The sequence below is a fragment of the Cylindrospermopsis raciborskii Cr2010 genome, assembly GCF_003367075.2.
Taxonomy (GTDB): domain Bacteria; phylum Cyanobacteriota; class Cyanobacteriia; order Cyanobacteriales; family Nostocaceae; genus Raphidiopsis; species Raphidiopsis raciborskii.
The window spans coordinates 650,738-671,375 of record NZ_CP065936.1 but is presented as its reverse complement, the minus strand read 5'-3'; the positions used below and the strand labels follow the sequence as shown (position 1 = coordinate 671,375).

Below are 20,638 nucleotides of genomic sequence, written 5' to 3'. Positions count from 1 at the left end.
TTAATAAGAAACTCAACTATCCGGGATGATTATAATTAAATGTATAAAAAAAATCTGATCTACATACATATAAAATACCTACAGTAGTCGAAAATCCTTACTACATATAGCAAAATCCCTAATTGGCAAAATTATTAAAAATTTTTGTAAAAACCCCTTTACAAAACTAAACATCTGTCTTAATATAAGTTCATAAGGTAGAAACACCTACCTGAACATACATAAACCTTCGGTTAAACCGCATTTATAAAAACATGACCACCACCATTCAACAGCGCCAAAGCGCCAACGTATGGGATCGCTTCTGTGAATTTATCACCAGCACCAACAACCGCCTTTATATTGGCTGGTTCGGCGTGTTAATGATCCCCACCCTACTTGCAGCTACCACTTGCTTCATCATTGCTTTCATTGCTGCTCCCCCCGTTGACATCGACGGTATCCGCGAACCCGTAGCTGGTTCCTTAATGTACGGTAACAACATCATCTCTGGTGCTGTTGTTCCCTCCTCCAACGCTATTGGTTTGCACTTCTACCCAATTTGGGAAGCTGCATCCTTAGATGAATGGTTATACAACGGTGGTCCTTACCAACTAGTAATTTTCCACTTCTTGATTGGTGTAGCCTGCTACCTAGGTCGTGAATGGGAACTATCCTTCCGTTTAGGCATGCGCCCTTGGATTTGCGTAGCATTCTCCGCTCCTTTGGCAGCAGCTACCGCAGTATTCTTAATCTACCCCATCGGACAAGGTTCCTTCTCTGATGGTATGCCTTTAGGCATCTCTGGAACCTTCAACTTCATGATTGTGTTCCAAGCAGAGCATAACATCCTCATGCACCCCTTCCACATGCTAGGAGTAGCAGGTGTATTCGGTGGTAGCTTGTTCAGCGCTATGCACGGTTCCTTGGTAACATCTTCCTTAGTAAGAGAAACAACCGAAACCGAGTCTCAGAACTATGGTTACAAGTTCGGACAAGAGGAAGAAACCTACAACATCGTAGCAGCACACGGTTACTTCGGACGATTGATATTCCAATATGCTTCATTCAACAACAGCCGTTCACTACACTTCTTCTTGGCAGCATGGCCAGTAGTAGGAATCTGGTTTACAGCACTGGGTGTAAGCACCATGGCATTCAACCTGAATGGATTCAACTTCAACCAATCCATCATTGATTCTCAAGGACGGGTAATCGGTACATGGGCTGACGTAATCAACCGCGCTAACCTAGGTATGGAAGTAATGCACGAGCGTAATGCGCACAACTTCCCCTTAGACCTAGCTGCTGGTGAAGTAGCACCTGTAGCATTAACCGCTCCCGCAATCAACGGTTAATAATTTAATAACCAATACTGGTAAATGAAAAGCTCCTCACCTGGTGGGGGGCTTTTTTTATGGCGTATTATTTGAGTAATGCCATGAGTTGAGGGTGTTGGGTGCTGGTTTCAATGAAGATCCCTTATGAGCTGGTCTATAGAGGTTCTAGAATAAAATCGGTAAGGTTATTTTTAAAAACTCCTTCTCACCATGCCCAAACACTTTAATACTGCTGGTCCTTGCCAATCTGATATCCACTATATGCTCTCCCCAACGGTTCGACTACCGGATTTGAAAGCACTAATTGATGGTCGCAATTACTTTATCATTCATGCGCCGCGACAAGTAGGCAAAACCACCGCTATGATAGCTCTAGCTCAAGAATTGACTGATAGTGGGGAATACACCGCCGTCATGCTCTCTGTGGAAGTAGGATCGGGATTTTCCCATAATCCCCAGCAAGCGGAGCAGGTTATTTTACAAGAATGGAAACAGGCAATTAAGTTTTACTTACCCAAAGAACTACAACCATCCTATTGGCCAGAGGGTGAAACAGACTCAGGAATAGGCAAAACTTTAAGTGAGTGGTCTACCCAATCTCCAAGACCTCTTGTAATCTTTTTAGATGAAATAGATTCCCTGACAGATGAAGCTTTAATCTTTATTTTAAGACAATTACGTTCGGGTTTTCCCCGTCGTCCCCGGGCGTTTCCCCATTCGGTGGGGTTGATTGGTATGCGGGATGTGCGGGACTATAAGGTTAAATCCGGTGGAAGTAAAAGACTTAATACTTCCAGTCCTTTCAATATCAAGGCTGAGTCTTTAACCCTCAGTAATTTTACTTTATCAGAAGTAGAAGAACTTTACTTACAACATACGCAAGCTACGGGACAGGTGTTTACCCCGGAAGCCATCCATCAGGCATTTTATTTGACCGATGGACAACCGTGGTTAGTTAACGCCCTAGCTCGTCAAGCTACTCAGGTTTTAGTGAAAGATATCACCCAACCCATTACTGCTGAAGTGATTAACCAAGCCAAGGAAATTCTGATTCGACGCCAGGATACCCATTTAGATAGCTTGGCAGAAAGATTACGGGAAGATAGGGTCAGGGACATTATTCAACCTATGTTAGCTGGTGAAGACTTAGCTGATACGCCAGAAGATAACTTACGATACGTGTTAGATCTGGGTTTATGCCGTCGCGATCGCGGGGGTGGACTGGAAATTGCTAACCCTATTTATCGAGAGATTTTACCTAAAGCTTTAGCCTCCGTGGCGATCGCCTCTTTAACTTCGGTGGAACCCAACTGGTTAAACCCTGATGGCACACTCAACCCTCAAATCCTATTAGACTCTTTTTTGGAATTTTGGCGACAACATGGGGAACCACTGCTCAAAAGTGCGCCCTACCATGAGATTGCTCCTCACTTGGTGTTAATGGCATTTTTGCATCGGGTAGTGAATGGTGGTGGTACGTTAGAACGAGAATATGCCATTGGTTCTGGGAGGATGGATATTTGTTTGCGCTATGGCAAAGTGGTGATGGGCATAGAGTTAAAGGTGCGGAAAGAAAAGTTAGATCCGCTAACCCAGGGTTTGATCCAATTGGATAAATATCTGGATGGTTTAGGATTGGATACAGGTTGGTTAGTGATTTTCGATCGCCGTGCGGGGTTACCACCCATGGGAGAGAGAATTAGTACGGAGCAAGCTATTAGTCCAGGGGGACGCACTATTACCGTTATTCGCAGTTAGGGCGATTGCGAAGCACTCCCTATGGGAGATCGCCAGAGGACTTGTAGGTTGGGTTTCGTTGCTCAACCCAACAAACCCACGGGATATAAACACTCCCCATGGTAGCAATTACCCGTTATTCTTTTGGATGTGATACCTTGACAACGGGTCAAGAACCGTCCTAAATTCACTAATTCAAAATTTTCATTACCAATACTCTCTAATAAAGTCGAAATTGATATAATTCCTGATATATTTCATCGCAGCGTTTACAAATATCGACAAGACATAGCGGCAACGACTCATTTTTATTCTGATACGAGCGAAAATGGGTAGAACTTGCTACGGTGCTGTACCAAGGGGCTAGTTTTTCGTTGGTACGCTTCCCTCTGGGAAGTAGAATTAATGGAAACCTCTATGAAATGCGATCGCACGATGAGTTCACAGTCACTAAAATTACACTTAGATTAAAATTTCTAACCAGCGATCGCAGCAGATCTAGCAATCGAGCTTGAACTGACACATCCAGTCCACCCGTTGGCTCATCCATAAGAATCAAATCCATAAGAATCAACAATTCTTAGTTTTACCGCATCTGGAGCAAAAGGTAAACGAATAAACTCCTCTTTTGACCCTTTTTCGTCGAACAAACGACAAACCTCCTCAATAGTAAAATTCATAGTTTTTTCAGAGGATAATAGACAACTTCTTTTCCCAACACATAAACAGATACAATAGCACAGAGCACAGGTAAATCCGGTGATATTAAGAGGAAATCAGCATCCAGACCCGGAGCAACTTGTCCCTTACGATCGCCAATACCAGCAGCAGCAGCAGGTTTACTAGAAACCAACGACCATGCTTCTTCAAAACACATTAGTCCCTCTTCTGCTATTTTGAAGGGACTATAAAATAATGAGGGATAGTGATAGTCCGAGCAAAGACAATCAATAACTTGAGATTTTATCCCCGTCCCCACACTCATTAAACCAAGGTGAGAACCTCCACGCACTAAATTAGGTGCCCCCATGAGTACAGAAGCTCCATAAGCTTGACACTGAGCCGCCAAATCCACACTCGCCGGAAATTCCGCAATTGCCACCCCCCTTTTTTGACTAAGAGCCACCTTTTCTGGTGTATCATCATCATGGGAAGCCAGAGGAATATTCCGCCCCTGGGCGATTTTGATGAGAGTTTCTATTTGCTCATCAGCTTGGTCTCTTGTTTCCCTCACCTGCATAACCAGTTGAGTTATTTCCTCCAGAGATAAAGAAGTTCTTTGTTTAATACTATTTAGGTATCTATACCATCTCTTTTCTTCTGGAGTAGATGGTAGATGGTCATTTATCGATAAAATATCTATACGACCCGTCTCCAACCATTCACACAACTCATCATGTCCCAAAACATTAGCTTCCTCATGTCTAATATGAATCCGGTGATTAGTTTTTAAAAACTCCTTACCCGTGCCTAAAATAAATTCCATAATATGACCAGCCGTTTCGCGACTGCGTAAACCAGGTTCATAGGAATCGGTAATAGAGCAGTAAAAAGTCGTGATACCCCATGCCAAAAGATTTCGGTCGTTTTCAACCATAGCCATAGACAGGGGAATATTTATTCCAGGCCTGGGACAAATCATTCTTTCAAAAGCATCCCCATGCAGGTCAATAATCCCGGGTAACATTTGTAAACCCTGTCCATTCACTATCTCAAATCCATGGGGAACCTCACATTGGTTAACACTGGTAAATATCCCATCCTCTATCAAAACCGTGCCGTCTTCTACCCATCCTCTAGAAGTCAGGATTTTAACTCCTTGAATGGCAACTTTGCTGGTTGTCACTGATTCTCCTGCTATTTTTCTAATATGTTTGTTGAAAACCTATTAACTATTAATCAGTTCCGATCTAAGTAGGTGGGTGGAATTAAATATAAGATGAACCTAGTAGGTTGGGTTGAAGTATGAAACCCAACACCCCCATAGGTTACCCTACTGCTAACCCATCCTGTTTAATATCTGGTTGAACTACACAGTTAAAGCTCCAACCATGTTGTTCAAATCCTAATGACTGATAAAACCTATGAGCATTATCACGCTTTAAGTTGGAAGATAAAGTAACCTTATAACAACCTGCTGCTACACTCTGCTCCAGGGCAAATCTAACCATTTCTGTGCCAATCCCCTGACCTCTAAGAGAGGAGATAACTGTGACTGCATCCAATATGGCAAATCTATGATAACCAGGATGCATCATTGTCGGTACATACAGAAGACTAAATGTCCCCACTGGTTCATAGTCTAATTCCGCAAGGTAGATATGGTAATTGGGAATCTGACTAATTTCTGTGAAAATCTCTTGCACTCGATGGTCAGCTAGGGGAGCTTTTTGATCCATATCAGCATATAACTGATTTAATATTGACCAATCCTGAGAATCAGTTAGGCGAATTTTCAGTTTCATGAGTGTTTTGCAGTTCTGGGTAGTCCCATTACGGAATCTTCTGTAAATAGAAAAACATCTATTCCCAGAGGATAAAGCGGATAATTCTGTTCCCAGAATTCCCAAAAAGTGCTAGTAATGCTAGGTGCTATGGTTTTAGGTGATAAATTTCCTGGACCTGTTAAGGTGATAGATTTTCCGCCATTAAAACTTGCTATCTGTATCAGCAAGGTTGTGGAATCTTCCGGTTTTTCCGCTGTTCCTGGGTTAAAAACAGATAATTCCGCCATAGATGCCAAGTCTTGAATTAAGGCAAAGTCCGCTTGCTGTGGGTCTGGTGTTAGTTGACACCCAGTGTGAAACAACAACCAATTTCTCACTGAGGAAGAGAATGTGGGTTGTATCCACAGTTTGACATCTAAATCCAACAGAGTCAGACAAGCTGCACCGCAAGCTGGCGTTAACCCCTGAGGGACTTTAATCTGGACATGGATTTTTTCAGGTTTTCCTGGTTGTGCATCAGCACATAGCAAAGCGCGAAATGTTTGCTGGGCATCATGGACAGGATCAGAAAACCCCGGTATTTGAGTAAGTATGTTTGACATTCATGACAAGATTGTGTTTTAAACTATTTTTAACCTATCTAGACATCTAGACAAAAGATAAATTAACAGATTTTTGAGTAAATAGCAATAGGATAGATATAAAATATGAGAGAAATTATTCCCATTTACAATCAGATTGCCCATCAACTGCGGGAAAAGATTTTACAAGGGGTTTTTAGTGCAGGGGAACAACTACCTACCGAAACAAACTTAGCACAACAGTTTAGAGTAAATCGGCATACTATTAGACAAGCCATTGGTTTATTAAAAAATGAAGGATGGATAAGAGTAGAGAGGGGGAGAGGAACCTTTGTAGCTGCTAGGACAATTCGTTATCCTATTGGTAAGAGAGTGCGTTACACTCAAACTCTTAAAGCCCAGGGTTGGCAAGCTCAGTTTGAGTTATTACGTATTTTAGAGATATCAGCAGATATAGCAATATCCAAAGGGTTAGAAATTGGTTTTGGGGAGAGAGTAGCCCTCGTTGAACGTTTAGGTTTTGCTAATGACCAACCCATTAGTGTATGTAGTGGATATTTTCCATTAAAAAGGTTCCCAGACTTTTTTGAACCCAGCCATCTTCAGATTTTAGAGACAGAGAAATCCATATCAAGGTTTTTGTATCAGGTGTATGGATGTGACCATATTCGACGCAGTACAGCTGTTTCTGCTCGGTTAGTGCAACCGCAAGATGCCATTTTGTTGCAACTCTCCGATAATCAACCTATTCTGTTGGCTGAGTCTGTGAATGTGGATCAAAGTGGTAATGTAATTGAATATGGGGTAACTCGATTCCGGGGCGATCGCATGGAGTTATTTTTTCAAAATGATTTAACTCAATATCATTAGAAAAATGGGATACCTGAAAACCGTATAATGTAGATCTTCAGACATCTATTGCTACCGATGTAAAAAAAGAATAAACTAAGCGGCAAATATCCGGAGCATGAGTATTAACAAAGTCATGTTCAGCATCTGGGATAACATAAAAAGCGGTTTGGGGAATGGTTTTCGCATAGGTTTCACTGTGCCATTGGGGAATAGTAGTATCATTTTCCGCAGCAATAACTATTGTTGGTGTCGAAATTTGATGGATATGTTTTTCCACCGTATCCACAGCATCCGTTGGTTTTAATCTGCTCTTTAACATAGCAGCAGCAGCAGGTTGAGTCACCAGCGCATGACGTGCTTGGGCAATTTTTTGGTAACCATCCCTGTTTCCGCTAAAGTAGGCAAAAGGCTTATATAGGGCGATCGCCAAATCCACAAGTTTTGTCTGCCAAAGTAGTGGTTTAAGGTGGTCATAACGTCCAACAAAACTATCATCACGAATACCTGCGGGCGCAATTAAACCTAAACCATGTAAATTAAATGGGTAATGAATAGCATAGGCTGAAGCGACCCATGCACCGTAGGAATAACCAGCTAAATAAAACTTTTGCAGTTGGAGATTATCTACAAATTGCTTGAGAAAGGCAACTTGATCCTGAATTAAATAATTAATTTTGGGTTTGGAAGAGTCACCAAATCCTAATAGCTCTAAGCTGAAACATTGAAATTGAGATTGTAATTGCTCTACCAGACAATTTAGGGTTGACCCATTACCGAAAAAACCATGTAATAAAACTAATGGTTCACCTTTTCCCTGAACAATATAGGCGGCCTCATAGTCACCAATTTGAATGAATTGTTTCACAGTTATAACCTCTTGTGAAATGGAATAAGATTTGAAATAAGATTAATTGCTATGTCAGGGTTATGACCCACCCCCTGGTGGGTGACTAGACCACAGGTTGTTTAGTCAAGATAGCTTGTTCAATAATGGCGATCGCCTGATTAATACCTCCAGAATGGTTAATTTCCTGTTGAAATTGTTGGGCGCAATCTCGATAGCTGGGGACCTCTAAAACCCGTTTTACCTTTTCACGTAACTTCTGCACTGTTAATTGTTTTAATTCGAGGAATTCGCCGCAACCAGACCATTGAATTCTAGCTGCGACACCTGGTTGATCATTAGTAATAGGAATAGCCACCAGGGGAACACCATGAGTCAAAGATTCAATAGTGGTATTCATACCTCCATGAGTAATTGTTAAACTCGCTCGCTGGAGTAGTTCAATTTGAGGAGCATAACGAACAACCAGGGGATGACCCGGTAGGGGTGGTAGATCTTCAGGATTAGCAGAACCACCCAGAGAAATCACTAATTGAATATCCAAATTCTCACAAGCTGCAGCAATGGTTTGAAAGGTATTTTTCAGGCGATTTTGCAATGTTCCCATGGAGGCATAAATTAGGGGTTTATCAGATAATTTTTCCCAGGGAAAATCAACAAATTTGCGGCTTGTTGTGGTATGAAATGGTCCAGTAAAATGAAAGTTATCAGGCAAGGTTTTTCGGGGATATTCCAGAGATTTTGGTTGATGACAGATAATTGCCAGGGAAGAATCAAAAGTTGTTGGTATGGGCAACTGATTATTTTTTAAAAACTGGTTTGCTGGTTCGTGGATAATTTTTCCTATCAAAGAACCTACATAATTAGTCAATTGATTTCTCAATTTGAAAAACCATGAGTCACCATATTGCCATGTTGTAAAAACAGGTGGAATTCCAACTTCTTGGTTAAATGGTAAAGCACTACAGACTGTAACATAGGGAATATTCAAAATTTTGGCGATCGCCACTGCTTCGGTACTGGTTTGATCAATGACCATTCCATCCAGCTTGAGATCTTTACAGGCGATCGCCCCATCTTGGAGAACCATATATGAAACGTGTCGAAAGATTCCTATGGTGTAAAGTAGAGCGGATAGACCTTCTCTTTTACCCAAGGTTTCAAAGATTTTCTCTATACTCCCTTGGGGAAAGGATTCCATAGCCACTGGAAAAAAATGAATACCAAGTGCTTCAACTCTTGCTTGAGCATCGGGTATACCTACAAAGGTTACCCTGTGACCTTTTAGGAGTAAGGCTTCACCAATCGGTAACATGGTATTTAGATGGCCTGTTTCAACCGGGCAATATAAACCAATATGCATAACTAATATATCTGTCCCCAGTTTACCTTTTCCCGTTCACTTGGGAAACCGAGATAATTTTATAAGTACCAGATGTGGATTCAGGAATACCCTTGGGAATAGGTTTAACTATTTGGAGCTGGGCTTTTCCCATGCATGGCTTATTGCGCTTACAGATACTAATAATTTTTTTACCCACAGGGGATTGGGTTTCAAAGAAATAAACTAGTGTGTCTCCACTTTCTTTACCAAAATAAAAAACATGGGAGTGGGTTTTACCAATCTGGAGATTCCCGTTAAATTCTCCTGCAAATTTCTCCTGAGCGAACAACTCTCCTGCGTTTAGCGCAATTAGGGTTGTTGGCAATAATGCCCAAAGTATTTTCATCACCAATATACCAGTAAAATTTACTTCAACAACAGTACCACGGTTCCATCCTACAATTGCCAATTTTCTCAAACAGGTCTGAAAACCAATAAAATTGTGGTGACATCAATGGGGTATTAAGGACCTGCATACAATATTGTCACAACTAGACTTTTAATTTAAAATAAGTTTTGTGAATACACATGCGATCGCACTTCCTGTGTACAATAACGAAATAGGTTAGAATGGAAGATATTTTTACCTAAGGTTATAGACTTATGAGTAGCGAAAACATTACACTTGCGGATATTTTTGCCCTATTTAAAGAAAGCGAAAGACAACGAGAAGTAGAACAACTTCTATATCAAGAACGTCAACGGGAATATGAACAACGTCAACGAGAATATGAACAACGCCAAAGAAAACATGAAGAAGAGATGGATCAATTCCGTATATCTATGGAAGAAACTAGGAAGATGGTGGCTGAAACTAATAAGTATATGGGATCCATCACTAGTAGATGGGGTGAGTTTGTAGAAAACTTAGTTAGACCTGCTGCGGTACGATTATTTAAAGAACAGGGTATTGATGTCCACTATACCTCCCTTCAGGTAAAAGCTCATGATTATGCAGGTTCCATAGAAATTGATATTTGGGCAGAAAATGATGGTCAAATTGTAGCTATTGAAGTTAAGTCTCACTTAAAGGTACGAGATATTAAACGATTTATAAAAGTACTTGATCGGTTCAAGGATGTATTTCCTAAATATAAAAAATATAAGCTTTATGGAGCAGTGGCGGGTATTAAAGTGGATGAAAAAGCAGATCAATACGCCTTAGAACAAGGTCTATTTCTAATCCGTCCAGCGGGAGATTCGGTAGCTATTGACGTGAAAAAGGATTTTCAAGCCAAGGTGTGGTAGGTCACAATCATTACCAACTTGGCACGTCTACCCAGGTTCTGGAATGAGATGATTGATGACACAGATCCATCAACAGTTGGGAATAAACTCCCTGTTTCAATGACGGAACAATCTCCTTTTGGGTTTCTATTCCATTCACCCATTGGTCTACAACTCGCAAAAATGCACTAATCCTACCATCAGTGTAGTCTTGGGGAAATAATAATTGTTTAGGAATCTCCAATTCGGTGAAACTTCCCCCAATTTCACAACCCCAAACTCTAAACCCATAAATATAATCCTTTTGATTCTCACTCGCTATAATTAATGTCCCTTTGTCTCCATACACTTCGATAGCATGAGTTCTCTTGGCTTGCACTACTGCACTAATACAAACTTGACAAGGTATTCCTTCCTCTAGCTCTAATGAAATTAAACAATTATCATCACTGTTCACTACCTTTAACTCTCCATCCACTGGATCTCTTCTTTGGGTAATTGCTGTGGTTAAGTAAGCATTAAGTCTTGTCACCTCTCCAAATAACCAGTTAATATAATCAAACGCATGGGAACCTAAGGAACCTAAAACTCCACCACCCTGCTCTTGTTGGGAGTACCAATTCCAAGGACGATCTGTGTTAGCACGAGATGACCCTAACCAATCAATTTTAATTAGTCTAATATTTCCTACATAGTTGTCATTTAATAACTGATGTAAATATTGCCATGCTGGAACAAAACGAAATTCAAAATCTACCGTGGCAATAATGTTTTTTTCCTTTGCTAGTTGATATAGTTCCTTAGCTTGAGTTACATTTAGGGTGGTCGGTTTTTCTAATAAGAGGTGTTTACCCGCTGCTAATACTTGTTTACCCATGGGGTAATGTAAAAACGGTGGTGTGGATATACTCACCGCTTGCACTTCTGGTAATGCCAAAATTTCTTCTAGATTGTCGCTATGGTGGGGGATATCATAAGCTCTCGCTAAAGAATGGGCTTGCTTGATATCTCTGTGATAAATACTGAATATTTTAGTTTTGTGATGGGAACTAAATGCAGGAATATGTACCTTTTGTCCGAATCCACTCCCAACTATTGCTACACCAATCATAATTTTAGTTTTTAGAATTGTTTTAACAAATTTTATTATTCCCCATTCCCACTCTAATAATTAATTAACTAATTATTAACTAATTAACTACTTGTCCACCATGACTACGAGGATCGTCTTGATTAGTTGAAGCTGGAGCAGAAAACCCAGAAGCTCTGCCATTCATTTGAGCGTATGGAAGGGGAGAACCTTTGATTAATGCGTCCAGGTTACTATCCATAATGGTACGAGGTGTATCACCAATCGCTTCGGCTATAGTTTCCCCCTGGTTACCTAAAAAGACGAAGTGGGGTATGCCATCCACTCGATATTTAAGCATTTCTGGCAACCATTTGCTATTATCCACATTCAACATGACAAAATTCATCTTGTCACCATATTTATCTTTCAATTTTGCTATGTCCGGTGCCATCTTTTGGCAAACTGTACACCAGTCAGCGTAAAATTCTACTAGACTGGGTCGATTGTTGGTTATGGCCATCTCTAAAGGGGTAGATGCTTGGTCTAGTTCCTGAAGGGAAACCGCACTGGTTTGGTTTCTCAGTCCTAAAAATAAGAGTCCAGTGAGGGCGATCGCTACAATTACTATGAGGAAGTTTCTGACCCGATTTCCCAGGGTTGACTGGGTGGGGGTGTTGGGATCAAGGGGTGCATCTGGAATCATGGTTTATTTATTAATAATTATTATTAGGCAATTAGGCATTTTCCAGATCTAGTTTATCAAATTTAGCCAAATGTGGTTTTTTCTATGAAGAAACGAGTGACCCTGACCTTTCCTAAACGTGCAATTCAGATCCCTGTTACTTACCGACTGGCGAGGGATTTTAACGTAGCTGCTAACATTATCCGCGCTCAGGTTGCTCCTAATCAAATTGGTAAACTGGTGGTGGAATTATCAGGTGATATTGACCAGTTAGATGCAGCTATTGACTGGATGCGATCGCAACATATTGCTGTTTCTCATAATTTGGGTGAAATAGTTATTGATGATCAACTATGTGTTGACTGTGGACTGTGTACAGGGGTTTGTCCTACGGAAGCATTATCTTTGAACCGAGAAACATACAAATTAACATTTACGCGATCGCGGTGTATTGTCTGTGAGCAGTGTATTTCTTCGTGTCCATTACAAGCTATTTCGACTAATTTATGAAACTAATCACCACATCTGTGACAAAATTATCAGCAACAAGCTTAGGATACTTGGCACATCAAGCATTGACGAAAATCGCTGAGAAAACCCTTGAATATGAAAAATCGGTCAAGAAAGACAAGGATCCTAGAGCATTACACCAAATGCGAGTAGGAATGCGTCGTTTACGTACTGCCGTTACTAGTTTTAGTTCTTTTTTAGATCTACCTTCATCCGTGAATGATCAAAGTATTGGTAAAATTGCCAGAACTTTAGGAAAGCTCAGGGATTTAGATGTGTTAAAAGAAATTCTGGAGCGGGACTATGAACCATACCTATCACCCCATCAACAAAGTTCTTTAGAAAGGGCTTTTTCTGCCATATCTCAAGAGCGAGAATCAGTCTGTTTATCGGTGCAGAAAATCTTCAAATCGGAACTATATAAATCCTTTAAACAGGACTTGCTGGAGTGGCTAAAAAACCCCATATACAATCCTTTAGCACAGTTACAAATCCAGCAAGCAGTACCAGAACTCCTCCTACCACAAATCAGTAGATTTCTATTACATCCAGGATGGATAATTGGTACGAGAACCCTAGATACAGCTGGGATTACATCAATAAAATGGACTCCTGAAGAGCTAGAAAAAAGCCTAAAAATCCAGGGAGAAACTCTCCATGACCTGCGAAAACAGGCCAAAAGAGTCCGCTATCAAATAGATTTATTTGACGACCTATACCAACAATCATTCACACAACAGCTTGGGCAAATTAAACAAGTTCAAGAAATTTTGGGTAATCTGCAAGATAGCATGGTTTTAAACAAGTGGTTGTTAGATATCTATAAATCAGAAGGCGAATCCAGTTTAACTGAAATGATGACCATCCTAGCTACCAATCGCTATCAATTATGGCAGCAATGGCAACCCTTACAAATGGAATTTTTAAAAACAGAAACCAGAAAGAATTTATACCTAACAGTATTACAAATACAGTAATTTACATCGGAATATCTCCCGAGATTTACCACGTGGGAAGCTAGTAGGGGTCACGATCAAATTTACCCCGTTTCACACTTCTGAAATAATACCCGGTGGATGGTGGATGCTTTAAATTAAAGGTTTCACCTCGAATCAAACGCCAAATTTTATACTCATGGTAAGTCAGCGGTTGACCGGGTTGACAGACTTGGGGGGGATGATCTCCTAGCACGAAATAGACTGCACCCCTTCCCGCTACTTTGGCCATACCATTTTTGTCTACTAATAAAGATGTTTGCTCACTAATAGCTATACCTAAAGCATCTTTAGATATACCATCTTGTATTTGTCGTGCAATAAAGACCATAATTCTCCCCATACGTTTACGTTCATCAAAATGAGTGTCAATTACAGTCCTTTTTAAATACTTCCATTGGAAAAAGTTATAAGTAAAGGTGATATTCCTGTAGGGATCACTAAGTGCTTCCCAAGTTTCAATACTCTCCTCGCAAGCACAAGAATCATAAACAAACTCGCTTTGAATCATTGCTCCTGCACTTGTTCCACCCACCGCTCCTCCCTTATCATAAACTGATTTGATTGCAGCTTCCAATTTGGTATTTTTCCAGTGACGTATATATTCACATTGATCCCCACCTGCAAAGAAAATTACTCCAGCATTTCTGACCTGATCAAAAATATCATTTCTATTAGCCTCTTGTCGGTTTTTAACAATTAGGGTTTTTACATAATTTACTCCTCGCATGCGATAAATTAGTTCGTTGTAGTTATCATTTCCACTAGCACGAACAACCAAAACATTCACTTTTTGGTCAGAGTTGTCACCACCTCTAACTTGATTGATCATCCATTGAATTCCATCGTCCACATCCACACCACCACCCCCTAAATTATGTACTGGTCCAGCTAGCTGGGATTGAGCACACTTATTGTAAGGATATGATTTTCCCGCAGAAGGAGTAACATCCCTGTCTATTTTCTCCAGGTAGCGCTTGAAGTTAGCTTTTAAGTGGGATAGGAGGGAGGTTCCCATCTTCAACAAGATATCAATTGCTGTTTTCAACCATTTGGCCATACTCAGAAGTTGCAAACACCTATTATTTCTAATTATCTCCAATTATCTTTAAATCTTGCACTTCTCCACAGAAATTCCCACCGTAAGGTATTAGTGTTCTTTTGACCTTTTAGTTGGTATCCTACCAATCAACTTGCGATCGCTCTTTTAACACTTTCTCATAAACTGTAACGGTTTTTTGGGCCAATTCTGTCCAGCAAAAACGGCGCTCCAACTCTTGATATGCATTATCTACTAACCATTTTCCATAACCGGGATTTTTCAAAACTTCTAAGATTCCCCGTGCTAATGAGCGGGGATTATTTACCTGAGTGATAATTCCTGTTTTTGTGTGTTCAATGACTTCTGGAAAACCACCAGTGTCTGATACTATCACTGGTACCCTCGCAGCAAAACTCTCTAAGGCCACAATCCCAAAGGGTTCATATAAACTAGGAAAAACCGCACAATCAGCTAGGGTTTGAAATTTATCTAAATAATCATCAGAAAGGAAACCTGTGAAATAACATTTGTCCCAAATTCCTAAATCCCAAGCTTGTTGTTTTAAATGATCCGTATTCCCACCACCAATAATCACAAATTTAACATAACCACCCATTTCCCAGAGAATTTGAGGAGCAGCGTTGAGTAATACCGGTATGCCCTTTTCATGGGTTATTCTCCCAACATAATACACTATTTTTTCGTGATCAGCTGCAAATTGCCGACGAAAATTTTGGGCATGAAAATCCCGATGATGACGTTTTTTCTCCGGACGAATGCCATTATAAATTATGTCTATTTTATCTGGGGGACTCTGCAAGGCTCTGGTCACTTCTTTTTGCATATATTTGGTGCAAACAATAATCCGCCACGCATTATACGCCAATTCATTTTCTTTACTATGCACATAGTTTTGGATATCATTATGAATCCCATTACATCTTCCATATTCTGTCGCATGAATGGTAGCAACTAAAGGAATTTTGAAATTGTGTTTTAGGGCGATCGCCGCGTCTCCTACTAACCAATCATGGGCATGAATAATATCAAAATATCCTTCTTTAATTAATTTACCACCATAATGACCCATACTCTGATTTAAATTGACTACCCAGTGAAAAAAATCATGGCTATGGGCTACTGGTAATCGGTGCACATAAATACCTTCCACCACTTCATAAGGGGATGCTTGTTTCACATCGGGTGTAATTAGGTGAATTTCATGTCCTAACTTCACCAATTCTGGGTACAGCTCTCCCACGTGACGAGCAATACCTCCAACTATCCTTGGTGGAAATTCCCAACTTAGTACCAGTATCTTCATTCTTTTGACTCCCCGATACTTTACAAAAATTTAAATAACTAACAGGAATTCGAGACTTTATTTTCTTATCAACCTTCAACCTTTGATGTGGTTTTTAGTTTTCTAGGTCTCACAAAACGCTACACCAATAATATAGCTTTAGCCATAACACCTAGGATGGGTTTTGATTTTCCTCATGGTTTATAGTTTTTATCCAATTTCCAGGTAGGTGAGTGGAGTTAGGAATTTCTGGGGGGGTTTTGCTCCCCCTTCCTTGGGTAACTTTTTGATGCTTGATACACACCCCAATTGATCCTATATTGACTAGCTTTGATCTAACTTTAACACAGCCATAAAAGCTTCTTGAGGTACATCCACTGTCCCTACAGCTTTCATCCGTTTTTTACCCTTAGCTTGTTTTTGCAAAAGCTTTTTCTTACGACTAATATCACCACCATAGCACTTAGCCAAAACATCTTTTCTCAAAGCAGGGATATGTTCACTGGCAATTACTTTAGTGCCTATAGAAGCTTGGATAGGAACTTTAAACTGATGACGTGGAATTAATTCCTTCAACTTTTCAGCCATGGATCTACCCACATTGTAGGCTTTATCTCGGTGAACGATCATTGCCAAGGAGTCTACCGGGTCACCATTGATCATAATATCCAATTTTACTAGAGGATTTTCACGGTAGCCAATTAGATGATATTCCATACTAGCATACCCACGGGATCGGGACTTCATCTGATCAAAAAAGTCCGTCACTACTTCAGCTAGGGGAAGTTCGTATGTAAGAGTGGTTCTACCTTGGGTAAGGTATTTCATATCCTTAAACACACCCCGACGATTTTGTGATAACTCCATTAGGGTTCCTACAAAGGTTTCTGGAGTAATCATTTCTACTTGTACGTAGGGTTCTTCTATTCTTTCTCGATCGTTAGGTGCTGGTAGGTGGCTTGGATTGTCAATATAGAGTTCCTCACCCTTGATAGTAATCACCTTATAAACCACGGAAGGAGCAGTAATAATCAAATCCAGATTATATTCCCGCTCTAACCGCTCCTGGACAATTTCCATGTGCAGCAAACCTAAAAACCCACAACGGAATCCAAATCCCATAGCACTGGAAGTTTCTGGTTCGTATTGCAAAGCAGCATCATTCAATCTTAGCTTTTCTAAAGCCTCCCGTAAGTCTTCAAATTGGTCTGCATCTATAGGAAACATACCACAAAAAACCATGGGATTAGCTTCAGTATAACCTGGTAAAGCTTCACTAGCTTTAGCCTTTGCTAATGTAATAGTATCACCCACTCGTGCATCAGCTACCGCCTTAATCGCCGCAGCCAGATAACCCACCTCCCCCGCGTGCAATTCTTCTACCTGAGTCTGGTTGGGACAAAGAACTCCTAACTCGTCAATCTCATATTCCTTGTCGGAGGCCATCAAATAAATGCGATCGCCTTTTTTGACTGTGCCATCCATTACCCGGAAATAAACTATTACTCCCCGGTAGCTATCATAATAGCTATCAAAGATCAAGGCCCTTAATCGTTGACTGACAGTATCAGCTGCTGGGGGTACGCGCTCGACTATAGCCTCTAAAATTTCTGGAATACCTATTCCTTCCTTAGCGGAGGCTAAAATTGCCCCGCTACAATCTAGTCCAATAATCTCCTCAATTTCTCCAATGACCCGATCTGGTTCTGCTCCTGGTAAATCAATTTTATTTAACACGGGGATAATTTCCAGGTCATGTTCCAAGGCCAGGTACACATTGGCCAAGGTTTGGGCCTCTACCCCCTGGGAAGCATCAACTACCAATAAAGCACCTTCACAAGCAGCTAAAGAGCGTGAAACTTCATAGGAAAAGTCCACATGACCAGGAGTGTCAATTAAGTTCAACACATACCGCTGTCCATCCTTAGCGGTGTAATTCATGCGGGCTGCTTGCAGCTTAATTGTGATGCCACGCTCCCGTTCTAGATCCATATTATCTAGGAACTGCTCTTTCATTTGTCGGTCTTCTACCGTCCCAGTGGCCTGCAGTAAACGATCAGCCAGGGTGGACTTCCCATGATCTATATGAGCGATAATACAGAAGTTGCGAATGCGAATGGCGGGAACCTCAGTCATATACCATCTTTGCTTGATTAGCAGTCAAAATTTAAAAGTATTCACTTCATGTATTTTAATGCTTTATTGGGCAATGGGTAATACATGATTGGCAATTCCCCCTCTTCCCCACTAAATCGGTAAATTGATTTTCAGGATATGATGTCACTGGATATAAAAACTGCCAGTTACAAATTGGTTATCTGGGGTTGGGCAATGTTGGGCAATTTTTTTGGGAATATAAACCTATGAATATGGAAAAGAATCACAATAAAGCGGATAATACAAACGCTGAAAAAATAGAAATAGCACTACGTCTGGACTCGGAATTAATCGCTCAGATTCAACATCTCACCAATGACCCCAGTAAGGTCGTAGAGGTTGCCATTCGTCAGTGGTTACGGGGAGATTTTCCCAGGGATGATGAACTGACTCGTACTCCCATGCGCACCCCTGTCCCCCCACGGGGTGAATGGAATGATTGAGTCTTTCAACTACCCTACGAAAAATCGGGTAAGCTTAAAGCTATCCCCTACTAAACAGGTATCAAAACTATGGAACTAACTCTTGAAAACGTTGAAACTGTACTAGATGAAATGCGACCCTACCTAATATCTGATGGGGGTAATGTGGAAGTGGTAGAATTGGATGGACCAATTGTGAAACTACGCTTACAAGGGGCTTGCGGTTCTTGTCCTAGTTCTACTATGACCCTGAGAATGGGCATTGAACGCCGTCTCAAAGAAATGATTCCCGAAATTGGTGAAGTAGAACAGGTCATTTAATAGCTAAGGTAGAATTCCAATAGGCACAAGGGATGTATTGGTAAGCTAATGCCCATCATCCCCCGCCTGTTGGTGGATCACATTCTAGTGCCTTTTTTTGCATGGTCCTGAAGATGTTGTAAAAACCATTGGCGCGGGAAGGTGTGAGACTAACGTTTAATCCCGTTTCTTGGATAAATTCCGGGGTTAGTTGTATAATTTCTTTAGGAGTTAATCCATTTAGCCCTTCTATTAACAGTGCTAATAACCCCTTGGTTAGCTGAGAATCTGAATCTCCTGCAAACATTACCTTGCTGTCATTAAGTCTAGCTGTAACATATACCTGAGAAACACAACCAGGAACTTTGTTTTCTGGTACCTTGTTTGCTTCGGCAAACTCAGGTAGTTTCTGTGCATACCAAATTAGCTGTTCATAGCGACGCTTGGGATCGGAAGCACGTTGAAATCTTTGAACGATCTTCCCCAGCGCTGGTGGTAAGGAATCAGGACTCAAGGACATAGTAAATTGAGAAAGTGAGTGAAACCATGGGCAGTTGATCATATAATCTTACTGGATTTATGATAATGTCAGCTCTTATTATCTGCTCACATCACCCAAGGAGAATATCTAGTGTTAACTTCCGCCCTGCTCGCTGTTACCGCAACTGCTCCCCTAACCTGGAGCCCCACCGTTGGCATTATTATGTTGGTGGCTAATATTTTTGCTGCTGGTTTCGGTAAATTTACTATTGAGTACCCCAGCGCGCCTCCCTCCACACCATCTCCTAATTTCTTTGGCGGGTTCGGTTTACCAGCAGTTCTGGCAACCACTGCTTTTGGTCATATCCTCGGCGCAGGTGTGATATTAGGACTTCACAGCATCGGTAAAATTTAAGTTCTAGTACTCTCCCAAACATTGATAGTAGCTCAACAATACCTTAATAATGGTCTTGCCCTAGCCACTATCAAGCTTGGGGCTGACTACTGAGCAATAGCCCACTTGGAAGTTTATTAGGGTGGTTCTAGGACATGGATTGGATTATATAGTCAAAGTATGGTTGGGTAGCTGCTGCATCTTCTCCACTTAATAGGTCTAAAGACGCTTGTTTGAGGCAACTAATCGCTTCTACCATACCCGGTACTGGCACACCCAGGGAATTGTACATTTCCCGCACACCAATTAGACCAATCTTTTCAATGGGCTCTTTGTCCCCCGCTAAAACTCCATAAGTGATTAGACGTAAGTACCATCCAAAATCACGGATACATAGAGAACGCTGTTTATCACCGTAGGCATTGCCACCAGGAGAAATAAAGTCAGGGCGCTTCTGCCAAAGTTTTTTGGTGGCTTCCTGAACAATCTTTTTTTCGTTTTCCGCTAGGGTAGCAGCGATTCTTGTTCGCTGAACTCCTGTTTGAAAAAAATCTTTGATGCTTTTGAGTTCGCCACTGCTAGGATAACGCAGCTCATCATCAGCTTGGAGAATAACTTGGCTAATTACAGTCATGATTATGTAGTCACGGAAAATATATTATTTCCTATTTTAACCATTTTCGGGTACAGAATTAAGCTTCTCCGGTCTAAAGACACGGAGATTTCTGAAGAGTCCATAAACGAACTTTCTGAGGCTGGCTTAAACAGCCTCTACTGATTCTGCTAAAATTAATTCTTAGCATCACCGCTACTTTAAGTTTATTTCGAAAGTATAGCTCAGATAAGACTTACTTGTCAATAGCAGCCACAAAATAACATAAAGACAACAC

General features: G+C 40.9%; 23 protein-coding genes and 1 pseudogene. 9 read left to right on the top strand and 15 right to left on the bottom strand.

Going from position 1 to position 20,638, the window contains the following annotated elements; all coding sequences use genetic code 11:
- Positions 1 to 254 precede the first annotated feature (254 nt).
- Entirely contained in the window at positions 255 to 1,337 is a 1,083-nt protein-coding gene (psbA, locus tag C6N34_RS03115) for a photosystem II q(b) protein (protein ID WP_006277566.1), read from the top strand.
- Positions 1,338 to 1,529: 192 nt separating this feature from the next.
- On the top strand, positions 1,530 to 3,077 hold the full coding sequence (locus C6N34_RS03110; protein ID WP_236107373.1) for an AAA family ATPase: 1,548 nt from the start codon (positions 1,530 to 1,532) through the stop codon (positions 3,075 to 3,077).
- A 424-nt stretch (positions 3,078 to 3,501) separates the two neighbouring features.
- Here C6N34_RS03110 and phnK read toward each other — a convergent pair.
- The 5 genes and pseudogenes from phnK to phnH all read right to left on the bottom strand — a co-directional run.
- Positions 3,502 to 3,615, bottom strand: a pseudogene (gene phnK / locus C6N34_RS03105) (phosphonate C-P lyase system protein PhnK); the annotation flags it as partial.
- Complete coding sequence (locus tag C6N34_RS03100; protein WP_161808606.1) at positions 3,599 to 3,736, bottom strand: hypothetical protein; 138 nt, start codon at positions 3,734 to 3,736, stop codon at positions 3,599 to 3,601. The pseudogene phnK and the gene C6N34_RS03100, both read right to left, overlap by 17 nt.
- The gene (locus C6N34_RS03095; protein ID WP_236107369.1) at positions 3,733 to 4,902 is read right to left on the bottom strand and encodes an alpha-D-ribose 1-methylphosphonate 5-triphosphate diphosphatase; all 1,170 of its coding nucleotides are present in this window, start codon (positions 4,900 to 4,902) and stop codon (positions 3,733 to 3,735) included. The genes C6N34_RS03100 and C6N34_RS03095 overlap by 4 nt, the downstream gene beginning before the upstream one ends.
- A gap of 142 nt (positions 4,903 to 5,044) precedes the next feature.
- The gene (locus C6N34_RS03090) at positions 5,045 to 5,521 is read right to left on the bottom strand and encodes a GNAT family N-acetyltransferase (RefSeq protein ID WP_141303630.1); all 477 of its coding nucleotides are present in this window, start codon (positions 5,519 to 5,521) and stop codon (positions 5,045 to 5,047) included.
- Entirely contained in the window at positions 5,518 to 6,105 is a 588-nt protein-coding gene (gene phnH / locus C6N34_RS03085; protein ID WP_115538632.1) for a phosphonate C-P lyase system protein PhnH, read from the bottom strand. Before phnH ends, C6N34_RS03090 begins: the two co-directional genes overlap by 4 nt.
- A 105-nt stretch (positions 6,106 to 6,210) precedes the next feature.
- Between phnH and phnF the strand changes: the two genes are divergently transcribed.
- A complete protein-coding gene (gene phnF / locus C6N34_RS03080) occupies positions 6,211 to 6,954 on the top strand; it encodes a phosphonate metabolism transcriptional regulator PhnF (protein ID WP_236107367.1) in 744 nt (247 codons plus the stop codon).
- Positions 6,955 to 6,991: 37 nt separating this feature from the next.
- Here phnF and C6N34_RS03075 read toward each other — a convergent pair whose 3' ends face one another.
- The 3 genes from C6N34_RS03075 to C6N34_RS03065 form a co-directional block, all read right to left on the bottom strand.
- Positions 6,992 to 7,801 carry an alpha/beta fold hydrolase gene (locus tag C6N34_RS03075; protein ID WP_115538475.1) on the bottom strand — a complete coding sequence of 270 codons (810 nt, stop codon included), beginning with the start codon at positions 7,799 to 7,801 and terminating at the stop codon, positions 6,992 to 6,994.
- Positions 7,802 to 7,886: 85 nt separating this feature from the next.
- Positions 7,887 to 9,095 carry a glycosyltransferase gene (locus tag C6N34_RS03070; RefSeq protein WP_236107365.1) on the bottom strand — a complete coding sequence of 403 codons (1,209 nt, stop codon included), beginning with the start codon at positions 9,093 to 9,095 and terminating at the stop codon, positions 7,887 to 7,889.
- Positions 9,096 to 9,165: 70 nt separating this feature from the next.
- Complete coding sequence (locus C6N34_RS03065; RefSeq protein ID WP_057178043.1) at positions 9,166 to 9,573, bottom strand: hypothetical protein; 408 nt, start codon at positions 9,571 to 9,573, stop codon at positions 9,166 to 9,168.
- A gap of 194 nt (positions 9,574 to 9,767) precedes the next feature.
- Here C6N34_RS03065 and C6N34_RS03060 point away from each other — a divergent pair, with 194 nt between their 5' ends.
- A complete protein-coding gene (locus C6N34_RS03060) occupies positions 9,768 to 10,412 on the top strand; it encodes a hypothetical protein (protein WP_115538473.1) in 645 nt (214 codons plus the stop codon).
- Between the two features lie 10 nt (positions 10,413 to 10,422).
- Here C6N34_RS03060 and C6N34_RS03055 read toward each other — a convergent pair whose 3' ends face one another.
- Complete coding sequence (locus C6N34_RS03055; protein ID WP_057178042.1) at positions 10,423 to 11,502, bottom strand: Gfo/Idh/MocA family protein; 1,080 nt, start codon at positions 11,500 to 11,502, stop codon at positions 10,423 to 10,425.
- 79 nt (positions 11,503 to 11,581) lie between these two features.
- A complete protein-coding gene (locus C6N34_RS03050) occupies positions 11,582 to 12,166 on the bottom strand; it encodes a thioredoxin family protein (protein WP_006277703.1) in 585 nt (194 codons plus the stop codon).
- 84 nt (positions 12,167 to 12,250) lie between these two features.
- Between C6N34_RS03050 and C6N34_RS03045 the strand changes: the two genes are divergently transcribed.
- Both C6N34_RS03045 and C6N34_RS03040 read left to right on the top strand, forming a co-directional pair.
- Positions 12,251 to 12,655, top strand: coding sequence for an NIL domain-containing protein (locus C6N34_RS03045; protein ID WP_006277702.1), 405 nt, complete (start codon positions 12,251 to 12,253; stop codon positions 12,653 to 12,655).
- Positions 12,652 to 13,632, top strand: coding sequence for a CHAD domain-containing protein (locus C6N34_RS03040; RefSeq protein ID WP_115538472.1), 981 nt, complete (start codon positions 12,652 to 12,654; stop codon positions 13,630 to 13,632). Before C6N34_RS03045 ends, C6N34_RS03040 begins: the two co-directional genes overlap by 4 nt.
- A gap of 40 nt (positions 13,633 to 13,672) precedes the next feature.
- Here the strand turns inward: C6N34_RS03040 and C6N34_RS03035 are convergent, their stop codons facing one another.
- The 3 genes from C6N34_RS03035 to lepA all read right to left on the bottom strand — a co-directional run bounded on the left by C6N34_RS03035 (position 13,673) and on the right by lepA (position 18,131).
- The gene (locus C6N34_RS03035) at positions 13,673 to 14,710 is read right to left on the bottom strand and encodes a cyanophycinase (protein WP_181407026.1); all 1,038 of its coding nucleotides are present in this window, start codon (positions 14,708 to 14,710) and stop codon (positions 13,673 to 13,675) included.
- 121 nt (positions 14,711 to 14,831) lie between these two features.
- Complete coding sequence (locus tag C6N34_RS03030; RefSeq protein ID WP_115538471.1) at positions 14,832 to 16,016, bottom strand: glycosyltransferase family 4 protein; 1,185 nt, start codon at positions 16,014 to 16,016, stop codon at positions 14,832 to 14,834.
- Positions 16,017 to 16,319: 303 nt separating this feature from the next.
- On the bottom strand, positions 16,320 to 18,131 hold the full coding sequence (gene lepA, locus C6N34_RS03025) for a translation elongation factor 4 (protein WP_006277691.1): 1,812 nt from the start codon (positions 18,129 to 18,131) through the stop codon (positions 16,320 to 16,322).
- A 227-nt stretch (positions 18,132 to 18,358) separates the two neighbouring features.
- Here lepA and C6N34_RS03020 point away from each other — a divergent pair, with 227 nt between their 5' ends.
- Both C6N34_RS03020 and C6N34_RS03015 read left to right on the top strand, forming a co-directional pair.
- Positions 18,359 to 18,595, top strand: a complete 237-nt coding sequence (locus C6N34_RS03020) for a hypothetical protein (RefSeq protein WP_006277690.1) — start codon at positions 18,359 to 18,361, stop codon at positions 18,593 to 18,595.
- Positions 18,596 to 18,664: 69 nt separating this feature from the next.
- Entirely contained in the window at positions 18,665 to 18,895 is a 231-nt protein-coding gene (locus C6N34_RS03015; RefSeq protein ID WP_006277688.1) for a NifU family protein, read from the top strand.
- Between the two features lie 55 nt (positions 18,896 to 18,950).
- On the opposite strand, the gene C6N34_RS03010 is transcribed toward C6N34_RS03015, so the two are convergent.
- Positions 18,951 to 19,394: a SufE family protein gene (locus C6N34_RS03010; RefSeq protein WP_006277685.1), complete on the bottom strand. Its 444-nt coding sequence runs from the start codon at positions 19,392 to 19,394 to the stop codon at positions 18,951 to 18,953.
- 111 nt (positions 19,395 to 19,505) lie between these two features.
- Between C6N34_RS03010 and psaK the strand changes: the two genes are divergently transcribed.
- Positions 19,506 to 19,769, top strand: a complete 264-nt coding sequence (psaK, locus tag C6N34_RS03005; protein WP_006277683.1) for a photosystem I reaction center subunit PsaK — start codon at positions 19,506 to 19,508, stop codon at positions 19,767 to 19,769.
- Between the two features lie 127 nt (positions 19,770 to 19,896).
- Here the strand turns inward: psaK and apcD are convergent, their stop codons facing one another.
- Positions 19,897 to 20,382, bottom strand: coding sequence for an allophycocyanin subunit alpha-B (apcD, locus tag C6N34_RS03000; protein WP_006277680.1), 486 nt, complete (start codon positions 20,380 to 20,382; stop codon positions 19,897 to 19,899).
- Between the last annotated feature and the right edge of the window lie 256 nt (positions 20,383 to 20,638).